The organism is Winogradskyella psychrotolerans (genome assembly GCF_018860545.1).
Classification (GTDB): domain Bacteria; phylum Bacteroidota; class Bacteroidia; order Flavobacteriales; family Flavobacteriaceae; genus Winogradskyella; species Winogradskyella psychrotolerans_A.
On sequence record NZ_JAHKPN010000039.1, the window covers coordinates 206,735 to 228,486 of the forward strand.

Annotated in this window: 17 protein-coding genes; 6 read left to right on the forward strand and 11 right to left on the reverse strand. The window is 35.0% G+C overall.

The window, feature by feature from the left end:
* Positions 1 to 28: 28 nt before the first annotated feature.
* From KO515_RS13435 to KO515_RS13445, 3 genes are read right to left on the reverse strand one after another with little or no spacing between them, the layout of a single operon-like run.
* Entirely contained in the window at positions 29 to 628 is a 600-nt protein-coding gene (locus KO515_RS13435) for a DUF4136 domain-containing protein (protein WP_252723869.1), read from the reverse strand.
* Between the two features lie 17 nt (positions 629 to 645).
* Positions 646 to 2,646, reverse strand: a complete 2,001-nt coding sequence (locus KO515_RS13440; RefSeq protein WP_215936849.1) for a urocanate hydratase — start codon at positions 2,644 to 2,646, stop codon at positions 646 to 648.
* A complete protein-coding gene (locus KO515_RS13445) occupies positions 2,646 to 2,807 on the reverse strand; it encodes a DUF5522 domain-containing protein (protein WP_215936850.1) in 162 nt (53 codons plus the stop codon). The genes KO515_RS13440 and KO515_RS13445 overlap by 1 nt, the downstream gene beginning before the upstream one ends.
* A 212-nt stretch (positions 2,808 to 3,019) precedes the next feature.
* Between KO515_RS13445 and KO515_RS13450 the strand changes: the two genes are divergently transcribed.
* Complete coding sequence (locus tag KO515_RS13450) at positions 3,020 to 3,349, forward strand: hypothetical protein (protein ID WP_215936851.1); 330 nt, start codon at positions 3,020 to 3,022, stop codon at positions 3,347 to 3,349.
* On the opposite strand, the gene KO515_RS13455 is transcribed toward KO515_RS13450, so the two are convergent.
* Together KO515_RS13455 and KO515_RS13460 are read right to left on the reverse strand one after the other, a co-directional pair.
* Positions 3,346 to 8,484 (reverse strand): CUB domain-containing protein, encoded by a 5,139-nt coding sequence (locus KO515_RS13455; RefSeq protein WP_215936852.1) that lies wholly within the window; start codon positions 8,482 to 8,484, stop codon positions 3,346 to 3,348. The two genes, KO515_RS13450 and KO515_RS13455, sit on opposite strands and share 4 nt — an antisense overlap.
* A gap of 27 nt (positions 8,485 to 8,511) precedes the next feature.
* Positions 8,512 to 8,940, reverse strand: a complete 429-nt coding sequence (locus tag KO515_RS13460) for a hypothetical protein (protein WP_215936853.1) — start codon at positions 8,938 to 8,940, stop codon at positions 8,512 to 8,514.
* 578 nt (positions 8,941 to 9,518) lie between these two features.
* Between KO515_RS13460 and KO515_RS13465 the strand changes: the two genes are divergently transcribed.
* From KO515_RS13465 to hemL, 3 genes are read left to right on the forward strand one after another with little or no spacing between them, the layout of a single operon-like run.
* Positions 9,519 to 10,487, forward strand: coding sequence for a 1-aminocyclopropane-1-carboxylate deaminase/D-cysteine desulfhydrase (locus tag KO515_RS13465; RefSeq protein ID WP_215936854.1), 969 nt, complete (start codon positions 9,519 to 9,521; stop codon positions 10,485 to 10,487).
* A 10-nt stretch (positions 10,488 to 10,497) separates the two neighbouring features.
* The gene (locus KO515_RS13470) at positions 10,498 to 11,322 is read left to right on the forward strand and encodes a glucosaminidase domain-containing protein (protein ID WP_215936855.1); all 825 of its coding nucleotides are present in this window, start codon (positions 10,498 to 10,500) and stop codon (positions 11,320 to 11,322) included.
* 3 nt (positions 11,323 to 11,325) lie between these two features.
* Positions 11,326 to 12,612: a glutamate-1-semialdehyde 2,1-aminomutase gene (gene hemL, locus KO515_RS13475; protein ID WP_215936856.1), complete on the forward strand. Its 1,287-nt coding sequence runs from the start codon at positions 11,326 to 11,328 to the stop codon at positions 12,610 to 12,612.
* A gap of 49 nt (positions 12,613 to 12,661) precedes the next feature.
* Here the strand turns inward: hemL and KO515_RS13480 are convergent, their stop codons facing one another.
* The 3 genes from KO515_RS13480 to KO515_RS13490 form a co-directional block, all read right to left on the reverse strand.
* Positions 12,662 to 13,012 carry a hypothetical protein gene (locus tag KO515_RS13480; protein ID WP_215936857.1) on the reverse strand — a complete coding sequence of 117 codons (351 nt, stop codon included), beginning with the start codon at positions 13,010 to 13,012 and terminating at the stop codon, positions 12,662 to 12,664.
* A 107-nt stretch (positions 13,013 to 13,119) separates the two neighbouring features.
* The gene (locus KO515_RS13485) at positions 13,120 to 13,590 is read right to left on the reverse strand and encodes a Spy/CpxP family protein refolding chaperone (RefSeq protein ID WP_215936858.1); all 471 of its coding nucleotides are present in this window, start codon (positions 13,588 to 13,590) and stop codon (positions 13,120 to 13,122) included.
* A 92-nt stretch (positions 13,591 to 13,682) separates the two neighbouring features.
* Complete coding sequence (locus KO515_RS13490) at positions 13,683 to 15,179, reverse strand: hypothetical protein (protein ID WP_215936859.1); 1,497 nt, start codon at positions 15,177 to 15,179, stop codon at positions 13,683 to 13,685.
* Between the two features lie 151 nt (positions 15,180 to 15,330).
* Here KO515_RS13490 and yiaA point away from each other — a divergent pair, with 151 nt between their 5' ends.
* Both yiaA and KO515_RS13500 read left to right on the forward strand, forming a co-directional pair.
* Positions 15,331 to 15,822 (forward strand): inner membrane protein YiaA, encoded by a 492-nt coding sequence (gene yiaA, locus KO515_RS13495; RefSeq protein ID WP_215936860.1) that lies wholly within the window; start codon positions 15,331 to 15,333, stop codon positions 15,820 to 15,822.
* Positions 15,823 to 16,054: 232 nt separating this feature from the next.
* Positions 16,055 to 16,801 (forward strand): alpha/beta hydrolase, encoded by a 747-nt coding sequence (locus tag KO515_RS13500; RefSeq protein WP_252723870.1) that lies wholly within the window; start codon positions 16,055 to 16,057, stop codon positions 16,799 to 16,801.
* Positions 16,802 to 16,855: 54 nt separating this feature from the next.
* On the opposite strand, the gene KO515_RS13505 is transcribed toward KO515_RS13500, so the two are convergent.
* The 3 genes from KO515_RS13505 to KO515_RS13515 all read right to left on the reverse strand — a co-directional run bounded on the left by KO515_RS13505 (position 16,856) and on the right by KO515_RS13515 (position 21,606).
* The gene (locus KO515_RS13505) at positions 16,856 to 19,345 is read right to left on the reverse strand and encodes a zinc-dependent metalloprotease (RefSeq protein ID WP_215936891.1); all 2,490 of its coding nucleotides are present in this window, start codon (positions 19,343 to 19,345) and stop codon (positions 16,856 to 16,858) included.
* Between the two features lie 90 nt (positions 19,346 to 19,435).
* Entirely contained in the window at positions 19,436 to 20,674 is a 1,239-nt protein-coding gene (locus KO515_RS13510; protein ID WP_252723872.1) for a hypothetical protein, read from the reverse strand.
* 239 nt (positions 20,675 to 20,913) lie between these two features.
* Positions 20,914 to 21,606: an endonuclease/exonuclease/phosphatase family protein gene (locus KO515_RS13515; RefSeq protein ID WP_215936862.1), complete on the reverse strand. Its 693-nt coding sequence runs from the start codon at positions 21,604 to 21,606 to the stop codon at positions 20,914 to 20,916.
* Positions 21,607 to 21,752 lie beyond the last annotated feature (146 nt).

A 21,752-nucleotide genomic window follows, 5' to 3' on the forward strand; every position in this document is an offset into this window, starting at 1 on the left:
ATGCTTTTGGTTGATGCGATAAACGTATTTATTTTTCTGGTGGAAATTGAACTAACATTTTAGAAACGAATTCTTTAATTCGAGCCTCTTTTTTCTCAACATTATTAGAGTTTAAATTACCGGTTCCAGAACCTTGCCATATTAACTCTTTCTTATTAGTATCAATAAGGTCTATAAAGAGCATGCCTTCTGTTGTAGTGGTGATTTGGTTGTTGTTCCAGCCAGATCTCCAGCCCCAACCGCCGTAACCTCCCCAGCCCCAAGCACCATTGCCCCAGGCGTTGTTGTAAACATCAACACGTTGGTTAGATTTGGTAAATATGCTTACTAACATATCAGGGTTTTCCGACTTGGTATAGCCTTTTGCCATAAGTTCAGCTTCGATTGCTCTTAGAATTCTGCGTTTGTCAATGTCGTTAATTTCTGCTTTGTCAATACCGGGCTTGAAAAACGCAAAGGTTTTGTAATTGTCAAAATTAGCTTCTCTATCGTAATCAGCAGCAACGTTTACAGAGCTGCAAGATGCTAATCCTATTAATAAAAGAAACATTGAGGTAAATTTCAATAGCTTTTTACTCACGAGATTTTTAATGTGAAAGTGTTCGTGAACATTTTGTAGATGTTTCATAATGGCTTTTTTTTTAATTATACTTTATCTAATAAATTATCATCAACGAAATTAGGTAAGGTTATTTTTAAGTTTGGTTCAGATTCCATAGCGCGTTTTATTGCAAAAACGGCACCTTCATTTCTAGCCCAGCTTCGTCTTGAGATGCCATTGTTAACATCCCAAAATAGCATTTGTTTTAATCGTTTTGATGCTTCCTTACTACCATCAAGAACCATACCAAATCCTCCATTAATCACTTCGCCCCAACCAACGCCTCCTCCGTTATGTATACTGACCCAAGTGGCTCCTCTAAAGCTGTCTCCGATTACATTATGAATAGCCATGTCTGCTGTAAAACGGGAACCATCATAAATGTTGCTTGTTTCTCGGTATGGAGAATCGGTGCCAGAGACATCGTGATGATCTCTTCCTAAAACAACCGTCCCTATGTCTCCATTGTTTATGGCTTTGTTAAAAGCTTCTGCGATTTTCATTCGGCCTTCGGCATCTGCGTATAAGATTCTCGCCTGAGAACCCACAACAAGTTTATTGTCTTGAGCTCCTTTGATCCACTGAATATTATCAGCCATTTGTTGCTGAATCTCTTTAGGAGAATTCTTTTTTATATTTTCAAGAACATTACAAGCGATGTCATCTGTTTTTGCCAAATCTTCGGGCTTTCCTGAAGCACAAACCCAACGGAAGGGGCCAAAACCATAATCAAAACACATTGGGCCCATGATATCTTGAACATAACTTGGGTATCTAAAATCAATACCATTATCTGCCATGATATCGGCGCCAGCTCGTGATGCTTCTAATAAAAAGGCGTTACCATAATCAAAGAAATAAGTGCCTTTTGCAGTGTGTTTATTAATAGCATTGGTATGACGACGTAAGGTTTCTTGAACTTTCTCTTTAAATAATTTTGGATGATTCGCCATCATGTCGTTAGCATCTTCAAAAGAAATATCAACAGGATAATAGCCACCAGCCCAAGGATTGTGTAATGATGTTTGATCACTTCCAAGGTCGATATGAATATTTGCTTCGTCAAATTTTTCCCAAACATCGACGATGTTTCCTAAATAGGCGATTGATATCGTTTCTTTTTCGACTTTAGCTTTATTCACCCGATTAACAAGTTGATCTAAATCTGTTATTTTTTCATCAATCCAGCCTTGATCTAGTCTGACTTGGGTAATTTTTGGATTCACTTCAGCACAAACCGTAATACAACCTGCAATATTTCCTGCTTTTGGCTGCGCTCCAGACATGCCGCCTAATCCAGAGGTGACGAATAGATTGCCTTTTGGTTCTTTTTTTATTTTTCTAAAACCATTAAGTACGGTAATTGTTGTGCCATGCACGATGCCTTGTGGTCCAATATACATGTAGCTTCCGGCAGTCATTTGTCCGTATTGTGTAACCCCTAAGGCATTGAATTTCTCCCAATCATCTGGTTTGGAGTAATTAGGAATCATCATACCGTTAGTAACGACAACTCTTGGGGCTTCTTTATGTGAAGGGAATAATCCCATTGGATGACCAGAATACATAGTTAAAGTTTGCTCATCACTCATTTCTGCCAAATATTTCATAGTTAAGCGGTATTGCGCCCAATTTGAAAATACAGCGCCATTACCACCATACGTAATTAATTCGTGTGGATGTTGAGCCACAGCGTAATCTAAATTATTCTGAATCATAAGCATTATGGCTGCTGCTTGTGTTGACTTTACTGGATATTCAGAAATTGGTCTAGCATACATCTTATAATCTGGTCGTAAGCGATACATGTAAATTCGCCCATAAGTATCTAGCTCGTTTTTAAATTCAGGTAATAACGTTTCATGATCTTTTTTATCGAAATAACGTAAGGCATTTCTAAGCGCTAATTTTTCTTCCTCCGCAGAAAGAATTGCTTTACGTTTAGGGGCATGATTTATGGCAGCATCATAAGGCTTTGGTTCTGGTAATATATTTGGAATGCCTTCTAGTATTTGGTCTTTAAAAGAGAGTTTTGTAGTCTGCATTACTTTTGTTTTAATTTGTTTGTATTGAATCCGTAGGGGCAATGTCTGCAGCCGCTTTCGCAGCAATAACCACGTTTCAAATGGTATTGTTCTGTGAAACAGCGATAGCCTTCAGGTGTTAAATAGTAGTCTCCGTCTTCAATTGGAACGTATTTCTTCATAGTTAATGCCAAATAAACTTTAAAATGATGGGTTAAATTAGTTTCTATTCCCTTTATATTTTAATTTAAAATAGAAACGTAACCAATGCTATGCTTATATTTTCAATTATATTTAAAGAAGATAAATTCCAAATTTACCTTCAATAATTTAAAAATTCATTTGGTATAACAAAGATAATGTAATTTGGTTTGATTTTTGAAACGAATAAAGCATGATATTGATTTCAAAATATATAGTGCCTAAAGGCTATTTGGGAATAACGATTTTTCCGTTTATGTTTTTAAGATCTAAAGATTTAAAAGGAAATAGTGTGCTTGTAAATCATGAGGGAATTCATTTGAGACAACAATTGGAATTACTTATTATTCCATTTTATATCATTTACGCTTTCGAATTTTTATATCGATTATTTCAATATCGAAATTGGAAATTGGCTTATATGAATATTTCTTTTGAACGTGAAGCTTATAAAAACGAAAAAGACCTTGACTATTTAAAGTCAAGGTCTTTATGGCAATTTATTAGTTATATTAATCGCTAGTTTTTTAAGATGATTTTTTGAGATTTTGATCGTCCATGTATTAATGTTGCTTTTACAACATATGTCCCGTCTGATAAGTTATGGTTTTTTAATATGAATTCAGTGTCGGTAATAGCGCTCTTACTAAATAATACACGCCCCAAAAGATCGTAAATAATAACGGATTCTATTGGGCTTTGCTCTGACATTACTTTAATATAACTATGATTAGGAGCTAGGATGTTTAAGCTACTTAATTCAAAATCTGACATACTTAATACTTCAACAGTATATCTTAAGATAAATCTATCGTTATAGCTTCCGGCATCACTACTGAAACTATAAGGTGATACTCTTAGATTATGAATTGTATTGGTATAAGTATCTTCAATATAGATTGATTGATTGGTAGTGTTAAATAACCCATCAAGTGTATTTATGGCAATAGTGTAATTTCCACTTGAAGAAATTTTAATTCCTAAAGGAACTAAATCTGAATCGTTAAATGGCGTTGATCGCCCTTGAATAGCCATTTCTTCAGTGTCTATCAAAGAGTAGAAGCGATTACTTGTTCCACTTAATTCAAACCCATCATAAATTCTGTCGAAATTATTCGTGGCATTGTCAATATAGCCTACTAAAATGGAATTTGCCTTATTATTTGGTGCGATAAGATCTAGCCAGATTCGGTGTTTTTCGATAACATCTTGACTAGAGTTTTCAGTACTTCTGTAAAATTCATTATTATCAATTGGCACTATTCCAGAGTCGAGACGCATATTGTTATTAAAAGATGCATTGGATGGTGATGGTGCATCGTGATCCATGAGTACAAAGAAAGCTTGTCCAGCTCCAATATTGCCGTTAAATCCAGATGGATTTGAGCCCGTACTATTGTAACCAATATAATCATTAGCGTTATAGTTGTAGGCATAATCTCCATAAAAGGGGTCAGTTGCTGAACTTGGCGTCGATTGATGACGCCATAAATAGACTGTTCCAAATATTGTTGGGGTATTTATATCACCAATATCATCCAAAATACTAGCATTTTGTGTAATAAAGGCATCGGCAGAAATTCCTGATGGGTAGGGGTTTCCAATTAAGTTCCAATTATCATCTAGTGCGGTTGCCATAGTATTTCCCGCGCCATCATAATCAGGACCGGAATAACCTCCATGTACAATTGGAACCTGATAGGCTCCATTTCTAGGAACACCTCTAAATTCTACTGTATTCGTTGCGATAGCAGTTTCTGGGCTGGTACCAGAAACGCCGCGAATAATATAGCCTTTACCTGGTTGCATAACCTCGGTAGTCGCTTGCCAATCTCCATAACTACCAACACCATTACCCGGTACGGTTGGTATCCAATTGTATCTTGAATTTGAGCCTGGAGACAGGCTGGTGACGTTAAAATTCCCGACAGGTGACGACCAGTAGACGTAATCTTGAGGGTTTAAACTTGAAACCGTGCGTTGCATTTGAATATTGCCAGAATTAGTGATACCGGTATTGGTTATTTGAATCAAGCTTGAACCATTTCTCAATATAACTTTTCCGTCTGTTTCAACAACAACAGCGTCGGTAACAATTAGATTAGTGTATTGTTGTAACTCTAAATAACCATCATCTTTAACGTTTAATGACCTCAGTAGTGCTGGAGGCGGTGGAGTTGGTGGTGTGCCTATAACAATAGGGGAGTTGCTGTTGGAGGTAACTAAATCGGGAATGGTTACACAGTTTTCATCAGTAGGGATGCCACTTGGTGTCCAATTATCATCATCGTACCAATCTGTACTTTGTGATCCGTTCCAGGTTTTTTTATTATTTATAATTGTTACGGTATCTGTACAGCTATTGATGTCTGTTGCTGTATATGTTTGTGTGTCCATTGGTGCTGCGTAAACGATTTCAGAATATGTATTTGCAACGTATGGTGTGCTTAAGCTAACATCGGTATACAACCCTTCAGAAGGTGACCAAGTGATTTGAGGAGGTGTCGTGGTGCCGGGTGCTGTTAGTGAAATATCGTCTATATACCAATTTCTGAGACCAAATGGCCTGCCACTTAAAATAAAACGAATACGTAAACTGTTACCTGCCAAAGCAGATAGATCGCTATTACGTAGAACGATATTACGAGTTTCTTGATTAATATTATTAGAAACAGAGTTTATTCTATATTGGTTAGTCCAGCCTCCTCCGTCTAAATTTGTTTGTATTGCTACTGAATAGTTGTATGAGCTGCTATAATGTGATAAATATTGTTTCAGGCTTAATTGTAGGTCGGTTTGGCCACTAATATCTATAGGCGGAGAAAGCAATACCCTAGTTCCACTTGCATTTGTGCTAGAGCCTCCATTTAATCTTGCTTCGTATGGAGTGCCTCCTGCATATGATGAATTTGTAATACTCCAAGCTCCTCCTCCGTTTCCATTATTTATTGTCCAACCGGATGGTAATCCAGGTCCATCAAAATCTTCTGAAAAAATATTGATTGGGGTATAAGTTGGCGTAGCGTTGGTTGTCAGTTCTACGTAATCAAATGTGCATTCATCAGATCCTACAGGATAAGTGGTGTCCGTGATAATTAAATCACAAGAGCTTTCGCAAGTGATATTAGCTGCCCAACCGCTATATTCAACATAGCTGTCACTATCAAAAACAAAGGTTAAGGCTCCTGAAGTGTCGCTAGATGTAAATGGACCTGGTATGGTGGTTCCGGAAAACTCTCCAAGTAATGGGTATGTTTCGTCAGGACCATCGTATACAGAAAGGTAATCATAGCCTGATTCTGTATTGAAAGCTGTAAATGTAGCGACGACATAATCTCCTGGGTTGTCAGGAAAGAATGTGGAGGTTTCTGTTTCATTATCAGAATAATCTCCACTCGCACGGCCAGAGTCATAAAATGTAGTGCCGCAAGAAGGAGGGGGTACACAGGTGATATCTGCAGCCCAACCACTATTTTGAGTTGAGCCATTACTCGTAAATACAAAGGTGAGTGCACCTGTACTTAAGTCAGAAGACGTAAACGTTCCAGGTAGTGTTGATCCCGAAAAGGTGTCTAATAAAGGGTATGAGTCATCAGGACCATCATAAATACTTAATTCATCAATGCCGTTTTCGGTATTAAACGCTGTAAAGGTTATATTTATCATGTCACCAGTAGAATCAGGGTAATAGGTTGTTGTTTCTGAGGTATTAGCAAAATAATTTCCGCTAGATCCACCATTATCGTAGACTGTAGTGCCACAGATCGGAGTAAAACATGTAATATTAGCTGCCCAACCACTGTAATTTACTAAGTAGTCACTTTCAAAAACAAAAGTTAATGCTCCTGAGGGATCTGTTGATGTAAACGGACCTGGTATGGTGCTACCTGAAAATGTTCCTAAAGAAGGAAAAGTATCATTTGGTCCATTATAAACAGTTAATTCGTCATAACTTGTTTCAGTATCAAATGCTGTAAAAGTAGCGACCACATAATCTCCCGGGTTATCAGGAAAGAAAGTGGTGGTTTCGTATTCGTATGCAGAGTAATCTCCACTTGCACCACCACTATCGTAAAAGGTAGAGCCACAAACTAAAGGTGGTACATAGGGGGCGCATGATATACTTGCCTCCCAGCCGCTGTATTCAATAGAGCTATCACTATCAAAGACAAAAGTTAGAGCACCAGATGCATCTGAGGATGTAAACGGGCCGGGTAGTGTGGTGCCATAGTACACTCCAAGTAATGGATAGCTGTCATCAGGACCATCATAAACGTAAAGATCATCTACGAGTTCAGTATAAAATGCTGTAAACGTAGCGGTGACTACATCTCCAGGTGTGTCAGGATAGAATGTTTTGGTTTCTAATTCATTAGAGATATAATCTCCGATAGGACCGCCGCTATCATAAAATGTATTGCCACATGTTGGAGGGGTAAAACAGGTAATATTTGCGGCCCAACCACTGCTTTGTATACTATTGTTGCTCGTAAACACAAATGTAAGTGCTCCAGAGTAGTCGGTAGATATAAAAGGGCCTGGGATTGTTGAACCAGAATAGTTTCCAATTAAGGGATACGTGGTGTTTGGCCCATCATAAACGGCTAAAACATCATTGCTATTTTCGGTATCAAAGGTCGTAAAGGTTACTGTGACGATATCTCCAGGGGTATCTGCAAAAATGTTAGTTACTTGCGATTCATTAGCAACATAGTTGCCTGTTGCACCACCATTGTCATAAAACGTTTCACCGCAAGTTGGTGGTGCGGGTGGTGGATCGCAAGTGATATCGGCTTCCCAGCCATCACCAACGTTGCCATCATTATCACTTATAAATTCAAAAGTTATAGCGCCTGTAGGATTTCCTGCTATACTCGATGTATATATGGCTGGTAGCTCAGTTACGGTACCTAAAACAGGGTAGGTGTTATCAAGGCCATTATAAACGGTTAATACATCTCCTGTATCTGGAATATCAACCACTGTAAAATCTACAGTAACCGTTCCTCCGGTAAAATAGGGTGTAATTGTAGTACTTTCATTACCTGCATAATTGCCAGTTGATCCACCTGCGTCATAGTATTTATTACCGCATACAGGTAAGGTTGAACATGTTGTTGTTCCGGTTCCTCCACTTTGCTGAAAGTTAATGGTCCCTTCAGATCCGTTAAAATTTGTTATTAATACCACATAAATTTGTCCGGGTAAGGCGTTTAAAATAGTCATGGTTTCTGTTGGAGCGTAACTAAAACTACAGTCGGTTATGTAATCTGTAGCATACGGATAAAATGCGGGATCTTCGGTGTTGTTTGGGCAAGAAGCACAGTTTGTGTAAGAAATATTGGTGTTTGCATCATTAAGATCGGTAAATGGACCCCAGGCAATAAAGTCGACATCAATCGGATCTCCTAAAAGGTCTTCTTGGTCAATATCAAAATACAGATCTCCGGGTTGGTCAGCTACGAGATAGAAATAGCTAGCATTGGGTATGGATCCTAAACAGCCAACGGATGTATTGTCTGAACCTCCGTAAACATTATTAAATGTTAAGGATGAATTTCCCGAACAAAATTGTTCAGCACTTAAAATATCCGTGCCTTGTGAAAATGATAAATTAATAGAAATTAAAAATATTAGAGGGAGTAGTGTTTTTTTCATATGGACTTAATTATAAGCTCTTAGTGCTTAGAGTAAACTAATGAATTTCCATTCGGTTTTTGTTTCGCAGTTAGTATTTGAATCTTGTATTACAAATTGCCACTTAAAGCACTTTGCATTTAGGTCGGTTAGCGTTAATTGTTGTTTGCCTATACTGTTTTTGGAAATATTTAAAATTTTAAATTCTTTTAGTTCGGAGCGTAGTTTACCGTCTAAACCTTTCCAACAACTGTTAAGTGGTTGTACTATTAAAGTCACTTTGAGGTGTTCTTTGTCTGAAGTTTTAGAGAAGTCCCATGAAATTATGGCTGTACTAGTTGGTTGATTTTCGTTTGGTACAATTTTACTGTCTATGGTGTAGTTTTGAACACAGCGATTCGTGTCTGAGGATAGTTGTTGTCCTAAAAAGGGTGTGGACATGAGAGCCAGTAAGGCATAAAATAAAGTTCTAATCATAAAATCTATATTATGGAGTGAGATTACATCATAAATACATAATGTAGGTGTTAATAAATATAGATTTGGGAGAGGTAGAGAGATTTAAAAGTAAGAAATATTCTAAATTTTAACGTTTAATTAGTGTTTTTGTTTGTTTTTTAGTTAAAAGGTTAAAAAATCAGGGTGTAATTCATACTGGTTTAAGGATTAGGTTTATTTTAAACGTTGTTTTTTGAACACAGTAGATCATTTTTTTGAAAATATTTTCGTAACCTGTGGTAATTGAATGAGTTAAGTTCATTCGGTTTTTGTAAATTATATCGTTAGAGTCTTCTATACATATTTTGACTTGTGTGTAGTGTTGATGAATTTAAATTATGAAAAAGTGGAAGTGTGGAGATTTTGTAACTATATACTTTTTTGATAAAAAAAAACACTAGGTCATCTGTTTTTTTTAATCTTGAACCTAATAGGAAGCGGTAATATTCAATCATAAATTGATAATTTGAAGTTGAGGTGGTTCAATCATCTAAGCGTCTTCATTTTGTAGGTCAATTTTAATACTTCAGATTCTATCGATTTAAAATATGTACTAGATGTGTTTATTTCATATTACATTATTAAATAATTTAAAAACGGTTACTTATTTTTACAATAAAAAGAATTTGTTTCACGATCCTATCCATAATCAGACTATTAATATTCCGAATTCTTCAATTGAAATTACCATCAAACGCGAAGATTTAATTCATCCGTTTATTTCAGGGAATAAGTTTCGTAAATTAAAGTACAATATTCAGCAGGCAAAAGTAGATCAATCAAAATCCATATTAACTTTTGGTGGAGCGTTTTCAAACCATATTGCTGCGGTCGCTTTTGCGGGAAAAGAACAAGGTATTGATACCATTGGCATTATACGTGGAGAAGAGCTCGCTTTGAAAAAGGAGCTTAATCCCACATTACAATTTGCTAAATCCTGCGGGATGCGACTTAAATTTATTTCTAGAGAGGATTATAGAAAGAAAACTAGTCATGAATTTTTGGATAGCTTAAGAGCTGAATTTGAGGGTTTTTATTTACTGCCTGAAGGTGGTACAAACAATTTAGCTGTTAAGGGTTGTGAAGAAATTTTGCAATCAAAGGATTCTAAATTTAATTATATCTGTTGTGCGGTAGGAACAGGAGGTACAATTTCAGGATTAATTAATGCTTCTAAGGATTATCAGAAAATATTAGGCTTTCCAGCTTTAAAAGGTGATTTTTTACAAGAAGATATTTGTAAATTTGCAAATCAAGATAATTGGGAATTAATAACGGATTACCATTTTGGTGGTTATGGTAAAATAAAGCCTGAATTGATTTCGTTTATTAATACGTTTTATAAAGATCACGATATTCCGTTAGATCCAATTTACACTGGGAAAATGTTATATGGCATATTTGATTTAATAAGACTTGGGTATTTTCCATTAGGTTCAAAAATATTAGCTATTCATACAGGCGGTTTGCAAGGTGTTGCAGGAGTTAATGCTATGTTGAAACGTAAAAAAAGCCCCTTTAATTGAATTATAAAACATGAAGTTGAGATATATAATCTTATTGATAGTTGTATTAGCAATGAGTTGCGGTCCTAAAAAAGGTATTGTTACTAAAAAGAAGCGAAGTAGTACTAATAAAAACGTTGTTGTAAAAGAAGAGGTGAAATCTTCTAATACAAATTCGAATGTTGTTAAAGAAAGTAAAACTCCAAGTAGTGTTGAGGTTTATATTGATCTGTATGCGGAAATTTCTAAAAATAAAATGAGAACTCATAAAATTCCGGCGAGTATAACTTTGGCTCAGGGTATTTTAGAATCTGGCGTGGGAAAAGGACGTTTAGCCGTTGAGGCAAATAATCATTTTGGCATTAAATGTCACGATTGGGCAGGTGCGAAGATTTATCATGATGATGATCGCTCTCAGGAATGTTTCCGAAAATACCCAAAGGCAGAAATGTCTTATGAAGACCATTCTGAGTTTTTGACAGGCAGAAAGCGTTATGCCGGTTTATTTGAACTTAAGCGAGATGATTATAAAGGTTGGGCTAAGGGCTTGAGAGCTGCAGGTTACGCAACTGATAGAAAATACCCAGATAAATTGATTAGTTTAATTGAGCGTTATGAGTTGTATAAGTTTGATGATGAAGTTCTGAATGGAACAACTACTAAATCTACAAGAAGATCGACCACAATTATTGAAGGCCCAAAGAAGACTACTGTTAAAAAACATCTCGTGACAAAAGGTGATACGTTGTACTCGCTTTCAAGACTATATAAAACGACCGTTGAAGCGATAAAAGCGGATAATAATTTAAAATCGAATGACCTCACTATTGGTCAAGAACTTATTATTTCAAATTAATTTATGTTATATAAAAGAAGTAGTGCTTTATTTAAAGAAGCTCAAAATGTTATTCCAGGTGGAGTAAACTCTCCTGTGAGAGCATTTAGTGCTGTTGGAGGAACTCCAATTTTTGCTAAATCTGCAAAAGGGGCATATGTGTACGATGAGGATGGAAATCGTTTTATAGATTATATAAATTCTTGGGGGCCAATGTTGCTTGGGCATGCATTTCCTCCTGTTGTCGATGCTGTTATTGAAAAAGCAAAGCAAGGCACATCTTTTGGAATGCCAACAACTATTGAAACCGAAATTGCAGAATTAGCGGTATCAATGGTTCCTAATATTGATAAAATTCGGTTTGTAAACTCAGGTACAGAAGCATGTATGAGCGCAATTCGATTGGCTAGAGGGTTTACAAAAAGAGATAAAATCATAAAATTCGCAGGGTGTTACCATGGTCATAGTGATTCATTTTTAATAGCAGCGGGAAGTGGTGCTGTAACATTTGGAACTCCTAATAGTCCGGGTGTAACGAAAGGAACAGCTAAGGATACACTTTTAGCAACCTTTAATGATCTTAAAAATGTAAAGGAGCTTGTGACTTCTAATAAAGATGAAATAGCAGCCATTATTATTGAACCTGTAGCGGGTAATATGGGGTGTATTCCTCCATTGGAAGGATTTCTTGAGGGTTTAAGAGCGTTGTGTGATGCTCATAATATCTTGTTGATTTTTGATGAGGTGATGACTGGTTTTAGGTTAGCTAAAGGTGGAGCACAAGAACTTAAAGGTGTTGATGCAGATATTGTTTGTTTTGGTAAAGTTGTTGGAGGAGGACTGCCAGTTGGTGCATTTGCAGCAAGAAATGAAATTATGAATTTTTTAGCGCCAATTGGACCCGTTTATCAAGCCGGAACATTGAGTGGGAATCCATTAGCTATGGCAGCTGGATTAGCTATGCTTAAGACAATCAATGCTGATAAAGGACTAATGAATAGGTTAGCGGAGAAAACAAAATACCTACATAACGGTATTGCTGATGCGCTTAACAAGAATAATGTAACGCATACAATTAATAGAGTCGGATCAATGATTTCAGTTCATTTTTCAGAAGATGCTGTTGTAGATTTTGATTCTGCTGCCAAAGGAAATAATGAAACGTTTAAAAAGTTCTTTCATGGCATGTTAGATAAAGGGATTTATATAGCTCCAAGTGCTTTTGAAACTTGGTTTATCACAGATGCACTAAGCTATGAAGATTTAAATGAAACGATAGCCGCTGTTGAGGAGATCGCAAAAGATTTATAAATAAAAAAGTCTCGCATATTGCGAGACTTTTTTTTGTAAAACTATATATTTAGCTTTTTTGAAAATTCTTGTAACGCTCATATTGTTCATCACTTAAAATGGTTTTCATTTTAGTTTCCAATTGTGCGCTTATAGCTTCTAATTTTTTAGCTGTTCCTTCATCAACTACATTTTGCTTTTTAATGATATAATTGGAGTGGATAAATTCTTGTTGTGCTTCGTAAATTTGATCTCTCTGATTGTTATCAAACTTAACGAACTTTCTTAAAGCTTCAGTTTTCTCAGCAGCTTCAGCATTTACAGTTTTTGTCATCTCTAATTTACTGTTTTGAGCTACAGCAGTTTGAGTTCCAAGAAATAGTGCGAATACAAATAAGCAAAGTGTAATTATCTTCTTCATTATGGATTAATTATTTAAAATTGGACACTAATGTAACAATTTTATTCAATAAAATGAAAAAGTATCGCTTAAGCGATACTTTTTATTTTCAAAATACTTCTCTATAATTATTTTTTATCGTTTTGATAGTCACGCTTTTTATCCTCATCTCTACTACGCTTACCTCTTTTTTCGTTTTCTCTAGGCTTCATTTTTTCAAACTTAGCATATTGCTCTGCATTTAAGATTGATTTCATTTCACGCTTCATTTCAATCTGATGATCTAATCTCGCATTCTGCATTTTAATGAACTCTTCTTGAGAAGGCTTTTCTTTTTTCTCACCATCAGCATCGCGATTTTTTCTTAATTCCTGTCTAGCTTTTGCTTCATTTAAAATAAGTGCATGTACTTTTTTCTGTTGTGCATCTGTTAAATCTAATTTTAAAGTTAGTTTTTTAGATTTTAAATCGGCAATATCGTTAGGTGACATTTGCATTCTTGATTCTGACCTGTCTTTACGATCTGATCTTCTTTCTTTTTCCTGTGCCATACCATTTAGTGTAAATAGTGCTAGGGCAATTACTAATAATTTTTTCATGTCTTTTGTGTTTTAAGTTATACTTGTTTAGACCTAGGATTCCTAGTTACGTTTAACTGTGAGACGTATTTTAACACATATTTTAACATTTGTTATAGTCTAATTAGACGGAGTGTGGTTTGATATAAGTTACCTTTTTCAACCTTATTTTTTAGCCATGCATAGAAGCTAATTATAAATATGTCTTCTTGGTTTACGGTTGGCCATTCGAAGGATATTTCCACTTCGTTTTTAAATTCTGGTGTATAAATATGTTCTGGTTTTATATAATAAAGTTCAGCGCATTTAATAAACGTAAGAATCCGGGACTGACCTATTTGCTTTAGGTATTTTGTGTACCGACGTCTAAAGCTTTTTAATCGTGAATAGAATAAATCATCTTCTTGTAATTCTATATAGAGTAGTAGCTCGGCGACATTTTTTTTAATCACCCAATCCACACTCGTTTTTTCTATATACCATTGATCTGTGTGATAGAATGTTGATGAAATGGTTTTTGCTTTCTCAAAGTCTTCATTTTGAAAGTGGAACATTAAGCATGATAAACGTAAGTCTAAAAGTGTTTCTGTATCATTATGTTTCGTATTTAAAATACGTTCTACAAGTGATACGGCTTCGTTTTGATGGTTGAAATAGTTGAAGTTTAGAGCTTTAACTAAAGTGTTCTTTAGTATGAACGACTTGTAATGTGCATTTTTTTTAAGCTGCATTAACTGATTCATCTCCTCGATGTAATTTAAGGATGCTTCAAATTTCTTATTTCTAAATAGGGTGTTGGCAATGATATAAACAATTTGAATTTGATAATATAGTTGCTTGTCCGTTTCCTTTTTCTGTTTCAAGATGTCATAGGTCTTCATGACAAAACTTTCAATGGTGTAATATTTATTTGTGACTAAAGCCGAAATGTTAGCGATAGCTAAAATTTGATATAAGGATTTAAATGATAGAGATTTACTAATTTCAATTTCATGTTCTTTTAACAAGGTTTTCAGTTCAGATTCGAAATCTATAATATGACCTTTAGAGTTTACTTCGTTTAAAATAGACTTTAACTTGGCGTAAACTATATTTAATTGGTCTTCTAAATGCTGTTTTTTCTGATTTTCTTTTTGTTTACGGATTAAATCTTCTAAATCTATGATGGGGTAATTTGAAGCATACTGAATTTTTGTATGATAAACTTCATTTAGAATGCCGTACAATAAATGTTCATCTGCGAGGCGTTCGGCCTTGTCTAGAATCTTATACGCTATGCTGAAGTTATTCTGAAGTAAAAATGTACGTGATGCTAAAATGTACTTTATAATCTGCATGTCTGTGGAGTTCTCATCTTCAAGATTTTTATTAGCTGTAAAATCAATTAAAGATTGAAACAAGCGTTTTCTAAGAGCGTGATAAGCATTACTCTTTTCTACATTGTAAAGCTGTTTGCATATCGTTTTAGAATCGGCATTAGAATGGGCAAGTAATTTAAAAAGTTGGATGTTTTTAGTGTCCTTCCTTTTATTTTGTTGTTGCAGATAACTCACAAATTTCCGGTGGTCTTCATTCGATAATGTGTTAATTATAGATTTAATTCCTGTCATTTAAACGTCAGTATAAAGTGTTTTAACTCAATAAATATAGTAATATTATAGTGTTATTTATAAAATATATCGTCAGTATTGGTGAGAAAGTGTTTTTTGAAATCTTGTCCTATGTTCGAGATTTGCCTCATAATCATTAAAACAAAATAGTATGAATTATCAAACAACAGTATCGTTAAAAGACGACGAAAATGTAAAATCAAAAAAGAAAGAAAAGAAGGTGTATAACCATAAACCAACTCCAGCATTTATTGGAGCCTCTTGGACAGCTTTAATCATTGGGATGGTTGCTTATTGTGTTGGTCTATGGAATGCAGAGATGATGCTTAATGAAAAAGGCTATTATTTTACCATTCTTTTATTTGGGTTGTTCTCAGTCATCTCAGTTCAAAAAGCCGTTAGAGATAAACTCGAAAACATTCAAGTCACCGAAATGTATTATGGTATTAGTTGGTTCACGTCAATAGCTTCAATTGTTTTATTAACTATAGGACTTTGGAATGCCGATTTAGAACTTAGTGAAAAAGGATTTTATGCCATGTCATTTACCTTAAGTTTATTTTCTGCAATTGCTGTTCAAAAAAACACAAGAGATGTCGCTTATATTAATAATGAATTAGACACAAAAGAGGACGACGATTAGTTTTGATGATAGGTTATTTAATGACCTAAAACCTCATAGTTTTATGAGAAGCTGTGAGGTTTTTAAAGTGTTTTAGTATGGATTTTAAGTCGTTTGTTATTTTTATATTTCGAAAGACTATGGAAATACTTTTTTACTATTAAATTTTAAGAAACCAATGGACGACACCATTAAAGTAAACCTAAAAAGAAGGCTTACAAAGTTTGTAATCGTACTTTTTAGCATATATATTATGATAGGATCTGCACTTTATTTTTTTCAAGAAAAGTTATTATTTTTCCCGAGTACATTGGAGGGAGATTATCAATATCAGTTTCAATATAAATTTGAAGAACTATTCTTTAAGACGGAAGAAAATGCTAGTATAAATGCACTTCATTTTAAGGTTGACAACCCAAAAGGAGTGATACTTTATTTTCACGGAAATGCTGGAGATTTAAGTCGTTGGGGAACTGTAGCTGAATATTTTGTAGCGCTACACTACGATGTGCTTATAATGGATTACAGAACCTATGGTAAAAGTATTGGGAAATTGAGTGAAGCTGCATTTTATAAGGATGCGCAATATTGCTATGATTATCTTTTGGGTCAATATTCTGAAAGTGATATTACGATATATGGAAGGTCTCTAGGCACAGGAATTGCGTCTTATGTGGCGTCAAAAAACAATCCCAAACAGCTTATTTTAGAAACTCCTTATTTTAGTATCTTGGATGTTGCCAAAGGTCGATTCCCAATTTTACCAGTAAAACAATTGCTAAAGTATCAGTTTCCTACGTATCAATTTTTACCAAAAGCAACATGTCCGATTACAATTATTCACGGAACTGCGGATGCTGTTGTTCCTTATACTTCTGGGGAAAAGCTTTCAGGATTAAACATTGAAAACTTGAATTTTATAACTGTTGAAGATGCTGGTCATAATAATTTGATTGCGTTTGAAGACTACCACTCAACAATTAATACCATTTTGAAATAAAAAAAAGGCCTCAATATCAATTGAAGCCTTCTTTAAAATGTTTGTTAGTTGCGTTTACTTAGGATCTAAAATAAGATTAATACGCTCAATAGCATCAGCTATATGTATTCTACTCATAGTATCTCCACCACGTGCAGAACGTAATTGACTACGTAACGATGTTAACTCCGCTCTTACAACCGCTCTAATATCTGATTGGCTAGTATTAACAGGAGTTACTTTTACGTAAGGACTAGAACGTCTTCCTGCTGTTTGATTTTCTGCAGTCATTAAATACTCTAATCTATCAATATGTGCACGTTGCAAATTACGTCTGTAAGTATCAATTTTCTTACCTGTACGTAATTCACTCCAAACCCCTTTACGTAAATCGCTCATCATATCTGTTAATGCATAGGCATTGCTATCGTAAGTGTTAGCTTCGATAAGACGTTGCATTTTACCTAAACTCATAATGTTGTTCAGGGTTCTAGATTGCATTGCTCTTACGCGCTCAACAGAACCTGTAAATTCAATACGGTCAAAAATATTTTTATCTAATAACCATTCTGGAGTTTCAAATAAATTTTCTTGAATAAAAGCTAATGCTTTTTTCTGGTGGTCTTTAGGTACAGCGGTATAAACAGCACCTTCTTGGTCAGCAGCTTTGTAATTTTCGTATACACCACCAATGTTATTAGAAACATGTCCCATATAACGGTTAAACTGTGATATTACATGACCATACATTTCGTCTAAATCATCATAGTCTTCACCAGCTTCAGTAGTCCATTCAATTAAGTTTGGTACAATACGCTTAAGGTTTTTAATTCCATATTCACTAGCTAACATGGCATCATCACCTAAATCTTCCGTTTGAGAACTAGGATCAACTACATCACCGGCCTGTTGATGACCAAAACGGTACATTGGGTCACCAGCGTGTTTCATAATCCATTCGTTAAGAATTGGCTTTTCTTCTTCAGCAGTTTTGTCTAAGATTGGTCTATAACCCCAAGAAATCGCATACTTATCGTAAGTTCCGATATCTGGCATTAAAGCCACACCTTCATCGCCTGGTTGTGCGATATAATTAAAACGCGCATAATCCATAATAGATGGTGCCGTTCCGAATTCTTTAGTGAATGCTGCATCACGTAATTTTTCAACTGGATAAGCAACACTAGATCCCATATTATGAGGTAAACCTAAGGTGTGTCCAACTTCGTGAGACGATACAAAACGAATTAAGCGTCCCATAACTTCATCTTTAAATTGTGGGCTTTGTGCTTCTGGATTAATGGCGGCCGTTTGTACAAAGAACCAACCACGTAATAAAGACATTACATTATGATACCAGTTGATATCACTTTCTAAAATTTCACCTGTTCTAGGATCACTAACGTGTGGGCCATTAGCATTAGGAATTGGAGATGCTAAATAACGCACTACTGAATATCGTGCATCTTCAGGACTCCAATCTGGATCTTCTTCAACCGTTGGTGGTTCTTTAGCAATAATGGCATCTTTAAAACCTGCAGCTTCAAAAGCAACTTGCCAATCTTCAATACCTTGTTTGATGTATTTTTTCCATTGTTCTGGAGTGGCTCTATCAACGTAGTATACAATTTGTTTTTTAGGTACTACTAATTCACCACGCTTAAATTTTTCAATGTCTTCATCTCTCACTTCTAATCTCCAACGATCTAGAAATTCTACGGATTTACTTTTTTGATCTTTTAAACCATAATCTGTTTGATTGCTTGTAAACCAGCCCACGCGCTCATCAAAATAACGACGTTTCATTGGAACTTCTGGTAACAAAATCATTGAATTATTAATCTCTACAGATATTGCTCCTGTGTTTGAATTTGATGGTGGATCCCCAGCAGCATATGTTTTTACCGTGCGAGATTCAATATTAGTTGGGTAAGATTTAATCGTTTCAATATATGAAAGTTGACCATCTAAGCGTGAAATTTTATATTGTTTTCTTGCACGCTGTGGAAACCCGAAAGGCTTAACATCTTTTTCAAATAAATCGGTAACGTCAATAACCGTATTTAAAGAGTCTTTGCTAAACGCTTTAATAGGAAATGTTGCAATTACAGGTTCAAAATTAGAATTAACCACAGCTTCATGTACAGGTAAAGAATCTGCAGCGACCACTTCGTATGATACCATACGTAATACTACTTTTTTATTTTTCTTTTCCCAGCGTAATACTTGTTCGCTTAATTTGCCACCACCAAAACCAAGGCCAGATGCTGTTTTGGCAATACGTGTAACCATAAGCATTTCTCTATCAAAAAGAGAATCTGGTATTTCGTAAAAGAACTTATCATCTACGGTGTGAACTGTAAATAAACCGATATCACTCTTTGCATCTTTGGTGATAACTTTGCTGTAAGGTTGTGGGTCATTTTTTCCAGGCTTCTTTGCTGGAGGTTTTGCCATTGCTGTGGCATCTTTACCTGATTTTCCTGCTTTTTTTGCAGTAGAGCAAGAAAATGCAAGAAAGACTGAAACTACACAGAGTAGCTTAAGGGATACGTTTTTCAAAATTGTTGTTTTTTTTTAAAATTTCGTTGAAAATACGTATTCTATTAAGAGTTTGTTAATATTAAATCTGATTTTAGTATTTCTTTAACGCTACTATTCTAAGGTCTGTAGATAGGATTGAATGAGTGCTGCGCCTTCGGTATGCATCATGGAAGTTCCAATATACGGCATGCTTAAACCATCTAAATAAAACGATACTCTATAGTCTATACTAAAATTTTGTTCTACAATATCACTGTCTTCAAGTGGCGTTTCAAAAGCAAGATTTAACGTTGATTGGTCCTCGCAACTACCCCCTGGGATATGGCAATGTGCACAGTTTATATCCATATAAGCTCGTGCTCTATTTTCTAGACTTTCATTTTCGTCTTCCCAATTTGGTAGACTTCTAACAGAGTCACTGTTGGTTACACCTGTTAATTGAGAGTTTGCTATGAATTCTTCTAATTGATTAACTCCATTAATTTCAAAATTCATTGATCTTAATTTTGGACCAATAGGAATAATAGTTTCATTATTTGCATGGCAAGTAAAACAATCGGTGTTTGATGGAATTTTATAGGTTGTAGAATTACTATTGCCTTCTGTGTCAATCCATGTGACTGGCAATGAGCTACCATCTAAATCCAAAGTAGCTTCTGTTTGAGTATCGTTCCATTTGTAATCTCCTGTTTCCCAGGCTCCATTCAATTTAATTAAAATGCGAGTTTCAATAATGTGTCTCCCTAAAGATATATCGCGTTCGTCTAGATTGTAATAAAAGGTCTTTGCAATTACTGTATTATCTGGAAAAATAGGTAATCCATTCCCATCATATTCCATGCTTGTGCCTTCTGGTAAAGCGATGATGCGCTGTTTGTGAGCGTAGTCTGTAAAAAGTGTTGTGTTTAAGTTGTACTCAAATCCTTTGGGTGTAATATTTAACTCGTTTAAATCGCCTATAAATAAATTTAACTCAGAAAGATTTGTTTTGAATTCAGGAACCACGTTAGGTGCTAATGTTGTAAAGCTATAAACAGTACTGTATAGGCTAGTATTGTTAGTACTACAAACAGTTTGAATGTAGATATCGTATGTTGTATTTGCTAATAGTCCTTCGAGTTGAATGTCTGCAGTTGATGTAGAAACCGAAGTTCCATTTCCAAGAGAAAATCCTGCAATGCCATACTCTAACGTATATGATGATGACTCATTAACAGCTTCCCAAGTAATTGTTGTAGTCGTACTCGTTGTGAAATTTGAAGCTATGTTTGTAACCGTATCGCAAACAGGAACCATATCTTCATCGTCATTAGTACATGAGAAAATAATACTCATGAATAAGAATAGCATACACGCTTTTTTTAACATCTGGCTGATTTTCTAATTAATAGCTAGTTGCAATGTAATAAATTTTTTTTGAACGAATATAAAGGTGATTTTCAAGTCTATTTTGTTAAAATGACAAAGAATGAGCTGACCATATCATTTAATTAACAATCAGAAGATGCAATCCCAGTATAGACGTATTAAAATTTAAATAAAACTTTGAATTGGTGTTTATGAGGTCTATGTGTCTGAAAGTGTATATTTTACTTGAATTCTGTAATGAGTATGCCATGGTCGGATTCTGTGTAAAACTTCTTTTCAGTACTTAGTATAGGTAGTTGTTTGTTTATCCAAATATGATCAATTTCTAACAAAGGCACTGGATAAGGCCAAGTTGCTGTAAATCCGTTCTGAAAATTACGCGAAGATGCATAATTGGTTTTAAAATGGTTGAAATAGATACTTTCGTAAGGGGTGTTAAAATCCCCTAAAATAATGTCAATGTCGTGGTCCTCTAGGTATTCGTAAATTTTGGTAAAGGCCTTTTTTTTATTGTGCCAAGGTTTTGCAAAAATGTCAACTATGACTACTTCAAATGGGGTTGTACCTATTTCTACTTTTAAATGATTGAGTTTGTAATGGCGTTTTTCTTCAAGATAATTAATGATTGTGATGTCGCTTTTGGCAGCAACCATCATGTTTCCTTCTAAAAATTCAACATTATAATTGTGGAGTTGGTGTTTGAATTGGGAATTAAAATCATTGTCTTTATGTAAAACTTCAACAAAAAATAGAGCGTCTATACTTCGTGTTTCTAAAGTTTTCTTTAAAACGTCAATATTATAATCTTTTTGGTCAGCGATATTCCAAAAAAATATTGAGTTCGTCGAATTAGCACTAATACTATCATAATTAATATATTGATTGTTAATCCAAAAATAAGTCAGGGAAGCCATTAACCCGAATAAGGTGAAACGAATCCATTTATTTTTATAAAAGAGCGCTAAAAGCGGACATATGGCTAAAATTAAAATAGGTGTCGGAAAAGCATAAAATAAAATTCCTGTAAGGTAAAGGTGGTCTTTGAAACCGAAATGTATCA